Origin of the sequence: Terrabacter sp. 2RAF25 (genome assembly GCF_052115265.1) — a bacterium.
In the GTDB taxonomy this organism is placed as follows: domain Bacteria; phylum Actinomycetota; class Actinomycetes; order Actinomycetales; family Dermatophilaceae; genus Terrabacter.
The window spans coordinates 89,077-103,736 of record NZ_JBFRGJ010000008.1; the positions used below are offsets into that span (position 1 = coordinate 89,077).

Annotated in this window: 10 protein-coding genes and 2 tRNA genes; 8 read left to right on the forward strand and 4 right to left on the reverse strand. The window is 70.5% G+C overall.

Features of this window, described 5'->3' with window-relative positions:
• Window positions 1–3 precede the first annotated feature (3 nt).
• Together AB4091_RS18210 and rhaI are read right to left on the reverse strand one after the other, a co-directional pair.
• The gene (locus tag AB4091_RS18210; RefSeq protein ID WP_442293604.1) at window positions 4–2,049 is read right to left on the reverse strand and encodes a bifunctional aldolase/short-chain dehydrogenase; all 2,046 of its coding nucleotides are present in this window, start codon (window positions 2,047–2,049) and stop codon (window positions 4–6) included.
• A gap of 66 nt (window positions 2,050–2,115) precedes the next feature.
• Window positions 2,116–3,282: an L-rhamnose isomerase gene (gene rhaI / locus AB4091_RS18215; protein ID WP_442293606.1), complete on the reverse strand. Its 1,167-nt coding sequence runs from the start codon at window positions 3,280–3,282 to the stop codon at window positions 2,116–2,118.
• Between the two features lie 205 nt (window positions 3,283–3,487).
• Between rhaI and AB4091_RS18220 the strand changes: the two genes are divergently transcribed.
• Entirely contained in the window at window positions 3,488–5,347 is a 1,860-nt protein-coding gene (locus AB4091_RS18220) for a right-handed parallel beta-helix repeat-containing protein (protein WP_442293608.1), read from the forward strand.
• Window positions 5,344–5,802: a hypothetical protein gene (locus AB4091_RS18225; protein ID WP_442293610.1), complete on the forward strand. Its 459-nt coding sequence runs from the start codon at window positions 5,344–5,346 to the stop codon at window positions 5,800–5,802. Before AB4091_RS18220 ends, AB4091_RS18225 begins: the two co-directional genes overlap by 4 nt.
• Window positions 5,803–6,039: 237 nt before the next feature.
• Here AB4091_RS18225 and AB4091_RS18230 read toward each other — a convergent pair.
• Together AB4091_RS18230 and orn are read right to left on the reverse strand one after the other, a co-directional pair.
• Window positions 6,040–6,115, reverse strand: a tRNA-His gene (locus tag AB4091_RS18230).
• 204 nt (window positions 6,116–6,319) lie between these two features.
• Window positions 6,320–6,943, reverse strand: a complete 624-nt coding sequence (orn, locus tag AB4091_RS18235; protein WP_442293612.1) for an oligoribonuclease — start codon at window positions 6,941–6,943, stop codon at window positions 6,320–6,322.
• Between the two features lie 80 nt (window positions 6,944–7,023).
• Here orn and AB4091_RS18240 point away from each other — a divergent pair, with 80 nt between their 5' ends.
• The 6 genes from AB4091_RS18240 (at window position 7,024) to ettA (ending at window position 14,613) form a co-directional block, all read left to right on the forward strand.
• A complete protein-coding gene (locus AB4091_RS18240) occupies window positions 7,024–8,214 on the forward strand; it encodes a PrsW family intramembrane metalloprotease (protein ID WP_442293614.1) in 1,191 nt (396 codons plus the stop codon).
• A 66-nt stretch (window positions 8,215–8,280) separates the two neighbouring features.
• Window positions 8,281–8,353: transfer RNA gene (locus tag AB4091_RS18245), tRNA-Arg, on the forward strand.
• 94 nt (window positions 8,354–8,447) lie between these two features.
• Window positions 8,448–10,157 (forward strand): dynamin family protein, encoded by a 1,710-nt coding sequence (locus AB4091_RS18250; RefSeq protein ID WP_442293616.1) that lies wholly within the window; start codon window positions 8,448–8,450, stop codon window positions 10,155–10,157.
• Window positions 10,154–11,908, forward strand: a complete 1,755-nt coding sequence (locus AB4091_RS18255; protein ID WP_442293618.1) for a GTPase — start codon at window positions 10,154–10,156, stop codon at window positions 11,906–11,908. Before AB4091_RS18250 ends, AB4091_RS18255 begins: the two co-directional genes overlap by 4 nt.
• A 297-nt stretch (window positions 11,909–12,205) precedes the next feature.
• A complete protein-coding gene (locus AB4091_RS18260; protein ID WP_442293620.1) occupies window positions 12,206–12,769 on the forward strand; it encodes a single-stranded DNA-binding protein in 564 nt (187 codons plus the stop codon).
• Between the two features lie 161 nt (window positions 12,770–12,930).
• Window positions 12,931–14,613: an energy-dependent translational throttle protein EttA gene (gene ettA, locus AB4091_RS18265; RefSeq protein WP_442293622.1), complete on the forward strand. Its 1,683-nt coding sequence runs from the start codon at window positions 12,931–12,933 to the stop codon at window positions 14,611–14,613.
• Window positions 14,614–14,660 lie beyond the last annotated feature (47 nt).

Consider the following 14,660-nt stretch of genomic DNA (forward strand, 5'->3'; position numbering starts at 1 on the left):
ACGTCAGCGCAGGAACGCGGCGGCGACGCCGGCGTCGACGGGGACGTGCAGGCCGGTCGTGTGGCTCAGCTCGTCGGACGTCAGCACCGCGGCGGCGTTCGCGACGTGCTCGGGCAGCACCTCGCGGCCGAGCAGGGTGCGCTTGGCGTAGTAGGCACCGAGCTCCTCCTCGGGCACCCCGTAGACGGCGGCGCGCTTGGCGCCCCAGCCGCCGGCGAAGATGCCGCTGCCACGCACCACGCCATCGGGGTTGATGCCGTTGACGCGAACGCCGTGCTCGCCCAGCTCGGCCGCGAGCAGCCTGACCTGGTGGGCCTGGTCGGCCTTGACCGCGCTGTAGGCGATGTTGTTGGGGCCGGCGAACACGGAGTTCTTGCTCGAGATGTAGAGGATGTCGCCGCCCAGCCTCTGGGCGATCATCGCCCGCGCCGCAGCCTGCGCCATGAGGAAGCTGCCCTTGGCCATGACGTCGTGCTGCAGGTCCCAGTCGGCCTCGGTCGTGTCGAGCAGCGGCTTGCTGATGGACAGCCCGGCGTTGTTGACGAGCAGGTCGAGGCCGCCGAAGGCGAGCACGGCCGCGTCGACCGCAGCCTGCACCTGGGCCGCGTCGGTGACGTCCGCCTGCACGCCCACGGCGACGTCGGCGCCCTTGGCCCCGCTGATCTCGGCCGCGGCGTCCTGCGCCTTGGACAGGTCGAGGTCGGCGATCACCACGCAGGCCCCTTCGGCGGCGAGGCGGGTCGCGATCGCCTTGCCGATGCCGCCGGCGGCACCGGTGACGAGGGCGATCCGACCGGCGTGGCTGCGCGGCTTGGGCATCCGCTGGAGCTTGGCCTCCTCGAGGGCCCAGTACTCGATGCGGAACTTCTCGCTCTCGTCGATCGGCGCGTAGGTCGAGACGGACTCTGCGCCGCGCATGACGTTGATGGCGTTGACGTAGAACTCGCCGGCGACCCGCGCGGTCTGCTTGTCCTTGCCGTAGGAGAACATCCCGACGCCCGGCACGAGCACGATGGCCGGGTCGGCGCCGCGGATGGCGGGGGAGTCGGGGGTGGCGTTGCGGTCGTAGTAGCCCTGGTAGTCGTCGCGGTAGGCCGCGTGCAGCTCGGGCAGGCGGGCGATGACCTCGTCCACCGTGGCGCCGCTCGGCAGGTCGACGACGAGTGGCTTGACCTTGGTGCGCAGGAAGTGGTCGGGGCACGACGTGCCGAGCTCCGCGAGGGCCGACAGCTTCTCGCTCGCGAGGAACTCGAGCACGACGTCGGCGTCGGTGAAGTGGCCGACCATGGTCCGGTCCTGCGAGGCGACGGCCCGGATGTGGGGGGCCAGGGCGGCCGCCTTGGCACGGCGCTCGGCGGGCGGGAGGGCGGCATACGCGGGCACCTCGGCGCCGAAGGGCTCTGCGCTGCCGTGCTCGTCGAGGTAGGCCTGCGCGGTCTCGATGATCCACCTCGAGCTGGCCTCCGCCTCCTCGCTCGTCTCGCCCCACGCGGTGATGCCGTGACCGCCGAGGATGGTGCCGACGGCCTGGGGGTTGGCCGCCTTGATGGCAGCGATGTCGAGGCCCAGCTGGAAGCCGGGGCGGCGCCACGGCACCCAGACGACCTTCTCGCCAAAGATCTCCTTGGTCAGCTGCTCGCCGTCCTTCGCGGTCGCGATGGCGATGCCGCTGTCGGGGTGGAGGTGGTCGACGTGGACCGCGTCGACGAGACCGTGCATCGCGGTGTCGATCGAGGGGGCGGCGCCGCCCTTGCCATGGAGGCAGTAGTCGAAGGCGGCCACCATCTCGTCCTCGCGGTCCACACCGGGGAACACGTCGACGAGGCTGCGCAGGCGGTCGAGCCGGAGCACGGCGAGGCCAGGCTCGGTGAGCGTGCCGAGGTCGCCGCCCGAGCCCTTGACCCAGAGCAGCTCGACCGGCTCGCCGGTGACGGGGTCGGTCTCGGCGCCCTTGGCGGAGGTGTTGCCCCCGGCGTAGTTGGTGTTCCGGGGGTCGGCCCCCAGCCGGTTCGATCGGGCGAGCAGCTCGGCAACGGCGGTGTTGGTCATCTCGATGTCTTCCTCAGTGGCTCGGTTGGTCTGGTGTCTCTGGGTTTTCGGCGAGAGGTGCTCGGCTCAGGCACCCCAGCCGGCCTGCGTGCCGCCGACACGGTCGGCGGCGATCTGGTCGTGGTAGCCGCTGGCGGCGTACGCGGCCATGGGGTCGGCGGGGAGCCCGCGGTCGCCGCGCCACTGCGCGAGGTCGGCGCGCACGTCGGTGTAGAAGGCGTCCATGAGGACGCCGTTGCCGCCGAGCACGTCACCGTCACGCTCGGCGTCGGCCAGGGCGGCACGGTCGACGAGCAGGGCGCGGGCCGTCATCTCCTGGACGTTGAGCACCGAGCGGATCTGGCCGGGGATCTTGTCCTCGACGTTGTGGCACTGGTCGAGCATGAAGGCGACGCCGCTGTCCTCGTCGTAGCCGCCGCCCCTGATCACCTCGAAGAGGATGCGGAAGAGCTGGAACGGGTCGGCCGCCCCGACGATGAGGTCGTCGTCGGCGTAGAACCGGGAGTTGAAGTCGAACGACCCGAGGCGGCCGGCGCGCAGCAGCTGCATGACGATGAACTCGATGTTCGTCCCGGGGGCGTGGTGCCCGGTGTCGAGGCAGACCTTGGCCCGGTCGCCGAGGGCGAGGCAGTGCAGCAGCGACGTGCCCCAGTCGGGCACGTCGGTGGCGTAGAAGGCCGGCTCGAAGAACTTGTACTCGAGGACGAGTCGCTGGTGGTCGCCGAGGCGCTCGTAGATCTGCCGGAGGCTGTCGCCGAGCCGGTCCTGCCGGGCTCGCAGGTCGCCCTGGCCGGGGTAGTTCGTGCCGTCGGCCAACCAGATCTTGAGGTCTCGGCTGCCCGTGACGTCCATGATGTCGATGCACTCGAGGTGGTGGGCGACGGCCTTGGCGCGGATGCGGTCGTCGACGTGGGTCAGGCTGCCGAGCTTGTAGTCGTCGTCCTGGAACGTGTTGGAGTTGATGGTGCCCAGGCGGACGCCGAGGTCCTCCGCGACGCGAGAGAGCTTGTCGTAGTCGTCGACCCGGTCCCACGGGATGTGCAGGGCGACGGAGGGGGCCAGCCCGGTGAGGGCGTGCACCTGCGCGGCATCCGCGAACTTCTCCTCGACCGAGCGCGGCGTCCCCTCGCTGCTGAACACCTTGAACCGCGTGCCGGAGTTGCCGAAGGCCCAGGAGGGCAGCTCGATCGCCTGCCGTTCGAGCTCGCTCGAGATGTCGCTGAAGTTCGTCATGGTGGTCCCGATCCGTGTGAGCCGTCATCCGATTAAATGAAGCGTTTCAGAAGTCTGGTGATGAGTAAAGCGCAGGGCGGTGGGGTGGTCAAGCCTTCAGCTCCGCCTGCTTGGCTCGAACGGGACCCGGCTGAGCATGATTTCGGAGAAGGCGCGGGAACTTGTTGACAGGGGGTGGTGAGGACCTGCCGTTGGAGGCAACCGAATGAAGCGATTCAAAGTGCTGATCAACGCCGGCATCGTCAAGGGGGAGCGGGCCGTCGACGAGCACGTGCGGCGGCTGCTCCGGCTCGCCGACCGGGTGGGAGCGCTCGACGCGCCCAGGGCCTGGAGCCACGACGTCCCGACCCCGACCGACGAGGCACGGCGCGAGCAGTTGCTGCGCATCGCCGCGAGCGGCATGACGGTCCTGCGCAACGGTGACACCGTGCCGCTGGGCCGGGGGATCGCTCGCTGTCCGATGTCGTCGGGGGGTTACACCATTCGACGTAGGCCGCTCTCAGGCGCCCGCGCGAGGACGGGGTGGTCTCTCCTCCGCACACTGGAAGGTCAGGGAGCAGGACGCGAGAGACACGAGGATCCGCCGATGACACGGTCAGGGGCGTTCGGACAGGGACCATCACCCAGACGCAGCGCGGGACTTGCTGCGTGCGTCGCCGTCGCCGCGCTGGGGCTGGCGTCGGTGCCGCTGGGGGCCGCGGGCGGAGCAGTGACCACGCTCTACGTCGGTGGGTCCGGGTGCTCGGACACGGGGTCGGGCACCGCGACGGTGCCGTTCTGCACCATCGCGAAGGCCGCCAAGGTGGCCGTCGCAGGCCAGACGGTGCTCGTGGCCTCGGGCACCTACACCGACGAGGTGTTCCCCTGGCACTCGGGCATCTCGGGGTCGCCCATCGTGTTCCGTCCCGCGACCGGTGCATCGGTGACGATCTCCGGGGCCAAGCACGGATTCACGATCTCCAACCAGAGCTGGATCACGGTGTCCGGCTTCACGATCCAGGCCTCGACGAGCAACGGCATCTACGTCTTCAACGCCACCGGCGTGACGTTGTCGGGCAACACGGTGCGCACCTCGGGTCAGCGTGTGTCGGGCGCGACGGCATACGGGATGTACCTCAACTCGATGACCGGCTCGGTCGTGAGCGGCAACCTCGTCACGGACAACTCGGCGTCCGGGATCTTCCTCACCAACGGGTCCACCGGCAACCAGGTCACCGGCAACGAGAGCTCGTGGAACGCCTACGGGTACGTGCGCAACGCCGTGGGGATCGACCTGCGCGCACCGGGGAACGTCATCAGTGGCAACCGGGTCCACGACAACGAGGACTCCGGCATCCAGTCCTACCCGGGTGGTGACAGCAACACCATCGTCGGCAACGTCAGCTACCACAACATGGGTTTCACCACCGCGGCCCTGTCCAACTGCAGCCCACCGCCGACCGGCAACACGGGCGGCTGCATCACGGGCGACCACGGCATCGACGACTTCGGCGTGACAGGAAGCTCGGTCGTGGGAAACACCGTCTACGACAACGTCAGCTCCGGCATCAACCTCGAGGGCGTCGCCTCGGGGACGTCGACCGGGTTCACCATCGCGAACAACGTCGCCGTCGACAACGCCATCGGGTGCCCCGACGGCGTCGGCGGCACCGTCAAGTGCCCGCGGACGAGGGGCAACATCCGGGTCGACTCGACCTCACAGCTCGGCACGAACGTCGACTCCGACCTCGTCAGCCTCAGCACCGCCGGCACCATGATGGTGTGGGGCTCGACGTCCTACACGTCGATGGCTGCCTTCCGGACCGCGAGCGGCGAGGAGCTGCGCGGCCTCCAGGCCGACCCGCGGCTGGCCAACCCGGCCGGAGGCGACTTCACGCTCCGGGCCGGCTCGCCCGCCGTCGACTCCGCAGACTCCGGCGCCCCGGGCGAGCTCACCACCGACGCGGGCGGTCGGCCGCGCGTCGACGACCCGGCCACCGTGAACACCGGCATCGGACCGCGCGCCTTCGACGACCGCGGCGCCTTCGAGTACCAGCCCCCAACACCGAGCCAGGTCACACCATGAACCGGTCATCCACCATCGGCCGTCTCGGGCCAGTCGTCGCGGCCGTCATCGCCCTGGGTGTCGCGGGGGGTTCCGCGGTCGTCGCCGGCGGGGCCACCGGCGGCACGGCACCCGAACCCGCCGCCGTCGCGTCCCGGGTCAGCTCGTCCGGCCCGTCACCCGCGGAGTGCACCTCCATGACCGGCCTCGCGGCGGACGCGGCCGGCGCGACGTCGGCCTCCGGCACGGCAGCCTCGGTGCACGCCGCCCGGGGCAGGGCCGCGGCCGTGGCACGTGCGACGAGGTCGGACGACGTGCGGGAGGCGGCCCAGAACCTGGCCGACGACCTCGCCGCCTACCGGGTCGCCCTGACGACGATGTCGGGCGACCCGGCCGAGGCCGCCCACCGACGTGCCGACATCAACATCATGATCCGCGGCCACGTGGCGACGATGCGTCGCCTGTGCGGCCGCTGAGGCGTCGACGCGGACCGGGCGCGACTCGCGTGACGACGCCCGAGGGGCCCTGCACCACGGTGCGGGGCCCTTCGATCGATGCTGGGCAGATCTCGTGGACGGGCGAACGTGACAGGGACGGTGCCTTGCTGGCCCGACGACGCCGGCTCAGTGCCGTCGGCTGACGAAAGCACTGTGGCCCGCGCCCCCTCCGGAGGGGGCACGGGCCACAGACACGCCCCGCGCGAGCGGGGACCATGGGGTGAGTGACGGGACTTGAACCCGCGGCCACCTGGACCACAACCAGGTGCTCTACCAGCTGAGCTACACCCACCATGCACAGCACGAGCCGGGCCCGGGGGCTCGGCGTCGTGGGACTGCGTCGACAATCGTACAGGCTCCCGACGGGTGCTCGTGACCACCCCACGTCGGCGCGCCGGCGCCCCCACTGACTCAGCCCGGCGGCATACGCAAGCAGCCTGCGTATGCCGTCAGCCGCGTCGCGTGGTCAGTGCTGGCTCGGTCAGTGCCCGCTCGGTCAGTGCTCGATCACGTGCGGAGAGGCGAGCGCCTTCGCCGTGGCCGAGTCGGGGCCGGGCTGCGGCACGAAGACGGCCTGGCGGTAGTAGCGCAGCTCGGCGATCGACTCGCGGATGTCGGCGAGGGCGCGGTGGCCGCCCGACTTCTTCGGCGCGTTGAAGTAGACGCGGGGGTACCAGCGACGTGACAGCTCCTTGATCGAGCTGACGTCGATGATGCGGTAGTGCAGGTAGGACTCGAGCACCGGCATGTCGCGCGAGAGGAAGCCGCGATCGGTGGCGACCGTGTTGCCACCCAGCGGCGCCTTGCGCGGCTCGGGCACGAACGTGCGGATGTAGTCGAGGACGATGTGCTCGGCTTCCTGGAGGGTCACGCCCGAGTCGAGCTCGGTGATGAGGCCAGAGGCCGTGTGCATGTCGCGGACGAAGTCGTCCATCTGCTCCAGCGCCTCTTCCGGCGGCTTCACGACGACGTCGATGCCGTCACCGAGCTGGTTCAGCTCGAAGTCGGTGACGAGAGCGGCCACCTCCACGAGGGCGTCCGACTTCAGCGATAGGCCCGTCATCTCGCAGTCGATCCAGATGATCCGGTCGGCGATGGCTCGGTGGTTGGTGTCGCTCACCGGACCACCATAGTTGTTCGCGCGCGACGGGCCCGGCGCACGGACGGTCGGCACGCAACCGCCTGCACTAGCCTGCCTGCATGACCTCAGGGGACGTGACGACCCAGCATCCCGGCGATGGCCCGGGCGGCCAGGCGCAGCAGTGGAGCCCGGTGCGCAACCCGACCCGGCGGCCGATGCTCCGAACCGCCCTCACCATCGGCGTCTCGGCCTCGGCCTTCCTCGTCTGCCTGCTGATCCTCCTCGGCATCCTCGGCGAGCGGCTCAGCGCGCAGACCATCGTCACGTCGGCCCTGATGGCGATCATCCCGCTCCTCATCATCGTCCCCACGTTCCTCTGGCTCGACCGCTACGAAGCCGAACCCGTTCGCTACCAAGTGTTCTCGTTCCTCTGGGGTGCGCTCGTCGCCGTCGTGGGGGCGTTCTTCCTCAACACGTTCGGTCTCAAGCTGCTCGTCGAGGCCAGCTGGACCGACCCGCTCCAGACCGGCGCGGTCTACCTCGCGCCCGTCACCGAGGAGACCCTGAAGGGGCTCGGCATCCTGCTGATCTACCTGCTGCGTCGGCGCGAGTTCGACGGCATCATCGACGGCATCGTCTACGCCGGCCTCATCGGTGCCGGCTTCGCCTTCAGCGAGAACATCCTCTACCTGGGGCAGGCCTACAACGAGTACGGCGACGAGGGCCTCACCTCGACCTTCCTGGTGCGTGGCCTGATGGGGCCGTTCGGCCACCCGCTCTTCACGTCGCTGACCGGCATCGGCATCGGCATCGCGGTGTCGGCGCGCCGTCCGCTCGTCCGCGTCCTGGCCGTCGTCGCCGGCTGGGTCTGCGCGATGATCCTCCACGGCCTCTGGAACCTCTCGGCGCTCGCCGGCATGGACGGTTTCTTCGAGGCCTACGTGACCTACCAGGTGCCGCTGTTCCTGGCCTTCGTCGCCTTCCTGTTCTGGCTCCGCCGTCGTGAGGGTCGTCTCATCGGTCGCTACCTGTCGCCGTACGCCGACGCCGGGTGGCTGACGCACGCCGAGGTGACGATGCTGTCGCAGCTGCGCCTGCGTCGGTCGGCGCGGACCTGGGCGCGGCGCAACGGCGGTCGCGCGGCGAAGAAGTCGATGGACGCCTTCCAGGACAGCGCGAGCGACCTGGCGCTGCTCCGTTCGCGGCTGGTCCACGGCACGGCCGAGGACGGCGCGTCGGAGCGCGAGATGGTGCTGCTCGAGGCGATCACGGCCCACCGCCGCGACTTCATCGGGTCGCCCGTCACCTGAGCCGGGCGGTCGGTCAGGGCGTCGACGCCGGTGCCTATCATTGGACCGCGCCCGCTTCGGGCGATCGCCCCCGTAGCTCAGCGGATAGAGCAAGAGCCTTCTAATCTCTTGGTCGCAGGTTCGAGTCCTGCCGGGGGCGCCCACGCCAGGATTGGCGCCACGACTGGGTACGTGTTCACGGCACGCCCGCCGATGGGTTTGGTTGTGCCGACGCGACACGGAAGGATTCAGGCGTGGCAGGTGATACAGGGGTGGGCAATGCCCGTCTCCTCTCGGCGGTGCAGGCACTGCGATCCGCCGTCTCCGACGCCACCCTCCCGCTCGACCTCCCGGGCGCCCCGGCTGCACGGCTCGCGCGCACCCGGCTGCTCGACCAGCTCGACGACTACGTCATCCCGCGACTGACCTCGCTCGACGCCCCGTTGCTCGCCGTCGTGGGTGGGTCGACCGGCGCCGGCAAGTCGACGCTCGTCAACTCCGTCGTGGGCCGCGAGGTGAGCCTGCCCGGCGTGCTGCGACCGACCACCCGCTCCCCGGTGCTCATCCACCACCCCTCTGACGCGGCGTGGTTCTCCGGGCCCCGCATCCTCCCCGGTCTGGCCCGCATCACCGGGCGGCACTCGGCCTCAGACGGTCCCGGCGCGGTGCGGCTCGTGCCGACCGACGAGGTGGCCGCCGGTCTCGCCCTGCTCGACGCCCCCGACATCGACAGCGTCGTCGAGGCCAACCGCGACCTCGCGGCCCAGCTGCTCGCCGCCGCGGACCTCTGGATCTTCGTGACCACCGCCGCGCGCTATGCAGACGCTGTTCCGTGGGAGCTGCTGCGCGAGGCGTCCGAGCGCGGCACCGCCGTCGCGGTGGTCCTCGACCGCGTGCCTCCGGGCGCCGTCGACGACATCCGCACCCACCTCGCCGGGATGCTGCGCGAGCAGGGCCTCGACCAGGCTCCGATCTTCACCGTCGTCGAGTCCGAGCTCGTCGACGGCCTGCTGCCCGACGACCAGACCCAGCGGCTGCGCGGCTGGCTCGCGGCGCTCGCGGGCGACGCGCAGGCACGGGCCGACGTCGTGCGGCAGACGCTGCAGGGAGCCTTGGTCTCTCTCGACGCGCGCGCCCAGTCGCTCGTCACCGCCTCCAAGGAGCAGACAGCGGCGGGCCGCACGCTCATGGGAGCGGCCGAGGCGGCATACGCGGAGGCAGGCACGCAGGTGCACGACGGGATGGTCGACGGCACCCTGCTGCGCGGCGAGGTGCTCGCGCGCTGGCAGGAGTTCGTCGGCACGGGTGAGTTCTTCCGACAGGTCGAGTCGACCGTGTCGCGTGTGCGAGACCGCTTCACCTCGTTCCTGCGGGGTGAGCCGGCGCGCGCCGACCACCTGGGCGAGGCGCTCCAGTCGGGGGTCGAGTCCCTCGTCGTCAACCGCGGCGAGCTCGCCGCCAGCTCGATCGCGCGCGTCTGGCGCACGCTGCCGGGCGGCGACCAGCTGATCGTGGCCCACCCGGGCCTGGCCCGGTCGAGCAGCGACCTCGACACCCGCATCCAGCGCCTCGTGCGCGACTGGCAGGGCGACATCCTGCAGATGGTCCGCGACGAGGGCAAGGACCGCCGCACCACCGCCCGCATCATGGCCTACGGCGTCAACGGTCTCGGGGTCGTGCTGATGCTCGTCACGTTCGCGAGCACGGCTGGCATCACGGGCGCCGAGGTCGGCATTGCCGGCGGCACCGCCGTCGTCGGCCAGAAGCTGCTCGAGGCCGTCTTCGGCGACCAGGCCGTGCGCGAGCTGGCCCGCAAGGCCCGAGAGCTGCTGACTACCCGCGTCGACGAGCTGTATGCCGTCGAGCTCGCCCGTTACGAAGGAGCTGTCTCGACGTTGCAGGTCGACACCGACCAGACCGACCGCCTCGCTGCGGCCGCGGCCGCCGTCAAGGACGCCCGATGAGCCCGGTCAGGATGGGGCGGGCCACCGTGAAGGGCGTGTCGGCCGCCGAGCTCGGCACCCGCACCACCGAGCTGTCCATGGCCCTCGTGTCCGGTGCCGACGAGCTCGACCCCGCCCAGGTGCAGGCAGCGCGTCGCGTCGTCGACAAGGCGGTGGAGCGCTCCGGCATCGGTGGCGAGCACACGGTCGTGGCGCTCGCCGGGGCCACGGGCAGCGGCAAGTCGTCGCTCTTCAACGCGCTCGTGGGCGCGGACGTCGCGACCATCGGCGCCCGTCGGCCGACGACCTCGCGCCCGACGGCCGGGATCTGGGGAGATGCCGACGCCTCCGAGCTGCTCGACTGGCTCGGTGTCGACGCACGGCACGCCGTCGACACCGCGGTTCCGGCGGGTGCCCCGAAGGGTGTCCCGGCCGGCGTCCCGTCGGGTGGCGGTTCAGGCAAGGGCCGTGTGAAGGCCCCGGCGGCGGTGGACCTGGTCGGGTCTCTCGACGGGCTCGTCCTGCTCGACCTGCCCGACTTCGACTCGCGTGAGCTGTCGCACCGTCGTGAGGCCGAGCGCGTGCTCGAGCTCGTCGACGTGTTCGTGTGGGTGACCGACCCGCAGAAGTACGCCGACGCCCGCCTGCACGACGAGTTCGTCAGCCTCATGTCGCAGCACGACGCCGTGACGCTCGCCGTCCTCAACCAGTCCGACCGGCTGACGGGGGAGGGTGTCAAGACGGTGGGCAAGGACCTCTCACGCCTCCTCGTCGCCGACGGTGTCACTGGCGCGACGGTCCTGGCCACGTCGACGGTCACCGGCAACGGCATCGCCGAGCTGAAGCAGCGGTTGGCCAATGCCGTTGCAGGACATGCCGCCTCGCGACAGCGGCTCAAGGCCGATGTGGTGGGTGCGGCTGTCCGGTTGCGCCCCGGCGTCGCAGACGGCGAGGCCGACGTCGGCGCGATCCCGCGCGACGAGCTCGACACGTCGCTGGCCCGCGCCGCGGGCGTGCCGATCGTCCTCGACGCCGTCGCCCGCGACTACCGTCGCGAGGCGTTCGCGCACACCGGCTGGCTCTTCGCCCGTTGGACCAAGGGCTTCGCGGCCGACCCGCTGCGCAGGCTCCGGCTCGACCGCACGGGCGGGCGGCCCCCGATTCCCGTGGCGATCGACGGCGCCGACGTGCGCGCGGTGCTCGGGCGGTCGTCGATCCCAGCGCCGAGCGTGTCGACGGTCTCAGCCGTCGACGTGGCGACCCGTGCCTTCGTGCGCGATGCGTCGCAGTCGCTCCCGGTGCGCTGGGCCCAGACCGTCGAGGACGCCGTCGACCGCGGCGAGGGCAACCTCACCGACGCGCTCGACCGTGCCGTGATCGGCACGTCGCTGCGCGCCCGCAGGCCGGTCTGGTGGTTCACCGTCAACATCATTCAGTGGGTCCTGGGGCTCGTCGCGCTGGCCGGCCTGGTCTGGTACGCCGTGCTGTGGGGCTTCGCGCTGCTCCAGCTCCCGCGACCCGAGACCCCCACGGTCGGCATCCTGCCGCTACCGCTGGTGATGCTCATCGGAGGCGTCCTGCTCGGCCTCGGGCTCGGGGTGCTGTCGCGGTTCTGGGCGCGCGTCGGGGCGAGGCACCGACGCGCCGTCGTCGGCAAGCGGCTCTCCGAGTCGGTCGCGGCCGTGGCCGACGAGCACATCCTGGTGCCGATCGACGAGGTGCTCATGCGCCACCGCGAGACGCGCGAGCACCTCGACACCGCTGTCGGCTGACCCGTTCGTGACCGCCCTTGACCGCGCCCTGACCGCGTTCGAGGTATGCCGTCGCGTTGGCCCGCGAGGAATCACCTCGACCCAGCTGAGCCCGCGGTCGATCGAGGTATGCCGTCGCGCCGGGGCGCGAGCGGTCACCTCGACCCGCCGTGCTTGCAGTGGGTCGTCCACATCCCCTCGGCGCCGGGGCTGGCTGTCCACAGCGGAAAAGAGTGGGCTGTCCGAGCACCCGAGACTGCCCGGAGGGTGGGCTCCAGGCGGCATCGGGCCGTCACGCACCAGCCAAGGAGCCCACGCATGAACGAGATCCGCATCACCCTGCACGGCAACGTCGTCGACGAGCCTGTCGAGCGCGTCGCCCGCAACGGTTCGCCCTACACGACGTTCCGCGTCGCGACGACCCCGTACCGCCGCACCGCGGATGGCAAGTTCGTCGACGGTGACACGAGTTTCTACGACGTCATCGCATTCAACGCGCTCGCGGCCAACACGACACGGGGGCTGCGCAAGGGCCAGCCCGTGCTCGTCGAGGGCAAGCTCGCGATCAGGACCTACATCGGCAACGACGGCACCACCCGCAACGCAGCCCAGATCGACGCCGATCACATCGGGCACGACTTCTCGTGGGGTCGGGCCAGCTTCGAGCGGGTCAGCCGCGCGGCCGCGCTGGGTCACGACCGCACCGCCGACCCCGAGGTTCAGGAGTCGCTGCGCGCCCTCTCCGAGTCGTCGGCGGCTGACCGACCCGCCTATGTCGATGCCGACGGTGTCGTCGACGACGACTACGAGCCCGAGGCCGGCACCCTTGCGACGGGAGACCCCGAGACGGACGACTACGAGGTCGTCGGGGCCTCCGCCTGAGGCGTCGGGGGCGTTCCGACGGCACCGGTCTGCGGCGACCGGTCCGCTTCCGTCGCCGCAGCCGGCAGCCGTCCCGCGTCGGCGGCTCGGGATCTGCGTCGGGGTCCCCGTGGGGCGGACGCCGATTCGGTCACGCGTGCTCAGACAGATAGCGTGTGCGCATGGCCGAGTACATCTACACCATGACCCGTGCGCGCAAGGCACACAACGAGAAAGTCATCCTCGACGACGTCTCGATGTCCTTCTACCCGGGCGCGAAGATCGGGATGGTCGGCCCCAACGGCGCCGGCAAGTCCACGATCCTCAAGATCATGGCGGGGCTCGACCAGCCGAGCAACGGCGAGGCTCGCCTGGCGCCGGGCGCCAGTGTCGGGATCCTGTTGCAGGAGCCGCCGCTGAACGAGGAGAAGACCGTCCTCGGCAACGTCGAGGAGGGCGCCGGCGAGATCAAGGCGAAGCTCGACCGCTACAACGAGATCTCCGCCGAGATGGCCGACCCCGACGCCGACTACGACGCGCTGCTCCTCGAGATGGGCAAGCTGCAGGAGGACATCGACCACGCCGACGCGTGGGACCTCGACAGCCAGCTGGAGCAGGCGATGGACGCCCTGCGCTGCCCGCCCGCCGACTCGCCCGTCACCAACCTCTCCGGTGGTGAGCGCCGCCGTGTGGCGCTGTGCAAGCTGCTGCTGCAGAAGCCCGACCTGCTGCTGCTCGACGAGCCCACCAACCACCTCGACGCCGAGTCGGTGCTGTGGCTCGAGCAGCACCTCGAGTCCTACCCCGGCGCCGTCATCGCCGTCACCCACGACCGCTACTTCCTCGACAACGTCGCGCAGTGGATCGCCGAGGTCGACCGCGGCCGCCTCTACCCCTACGAGGGCAACTACTCGACCTACCTCGAGAAGAAGTCCGAGCGCCTGCAGATCCAGGGCAAGAAGGACGCGAAGCTCGCCAAGCGACTCAAGACCGAGCTCGAGTGGGTTCGCAGCAACGCCAAGGGCCGTCAGGTCAAGAGCAAGGCCCGACTCGCGCGTTACGAGGAGATGGCGGCCGAGGCCGAGCGCACCCGCAAGCTCGACTTCGAGGAGCTCCAGATCCCGCCGGGCCCGCGCCTCGGCTCCACGGTCATCGAGGTCAAGAACCTCAAGAAGGGCTTCGGCGACCGCGTCCTCATCGACAACCTGTCGTTCTCGCTGCCTCGCAACGGCATCGTCGGCGTGATCGGCCCCAACGGCGTCGGCAAGTCGACGCTGTTCAAGACGATCGTCGGTTTCGAGCAGCCCGACTCAGGCGAGGTCAAGGTCGGTGAGACTGTCAAGATCTCCTACGTCGACCAGGGGCGTGAGGGTCTCGACCCGAAGAAGAACCTCTGGGAGATCGTGTCCGACGGCCTCGACTACATGAAGGTCGGCAACGTCGAGATTCCCTCGCGGGCCTACGTCTCGCAGTTCGGCTTCAAGGGTCCTGACCAGCAGAAGCTCTCGGGCGTCCTTTCCGGTGGCGAGCGCAACCGTCTCAACCTCGCGCTCACCCTCAAGCAGGGCGGCAACCTGCTCCTGCTCGACGAGCCCACCAACGACCTCGACGTCGAGACGCTCGGTTCTCTCGAGAACGCGCTGCTCGACTTCCCGGGCTGCGCCGTCGTCATCACCCACGACCGCTGGTTCCTCGACCGCATCGCGACCCACATCCTCGCCTACGAGGGCACCGAGGACGACCCGGCGAAGTGGTACTGGTTCGAGGGCAACTTCGAGTCCTACGAGGCCAACAAGGTCGAGCGGCTCGGCCCGGAGGCCGCGCGGCCGCACCGCGTCACCTACCGCAAGCTGACGCGCGACTGACCGGTCTGACGGCAGCGAGGTCGACGAGAGGGCTGGGGCGCACTGCG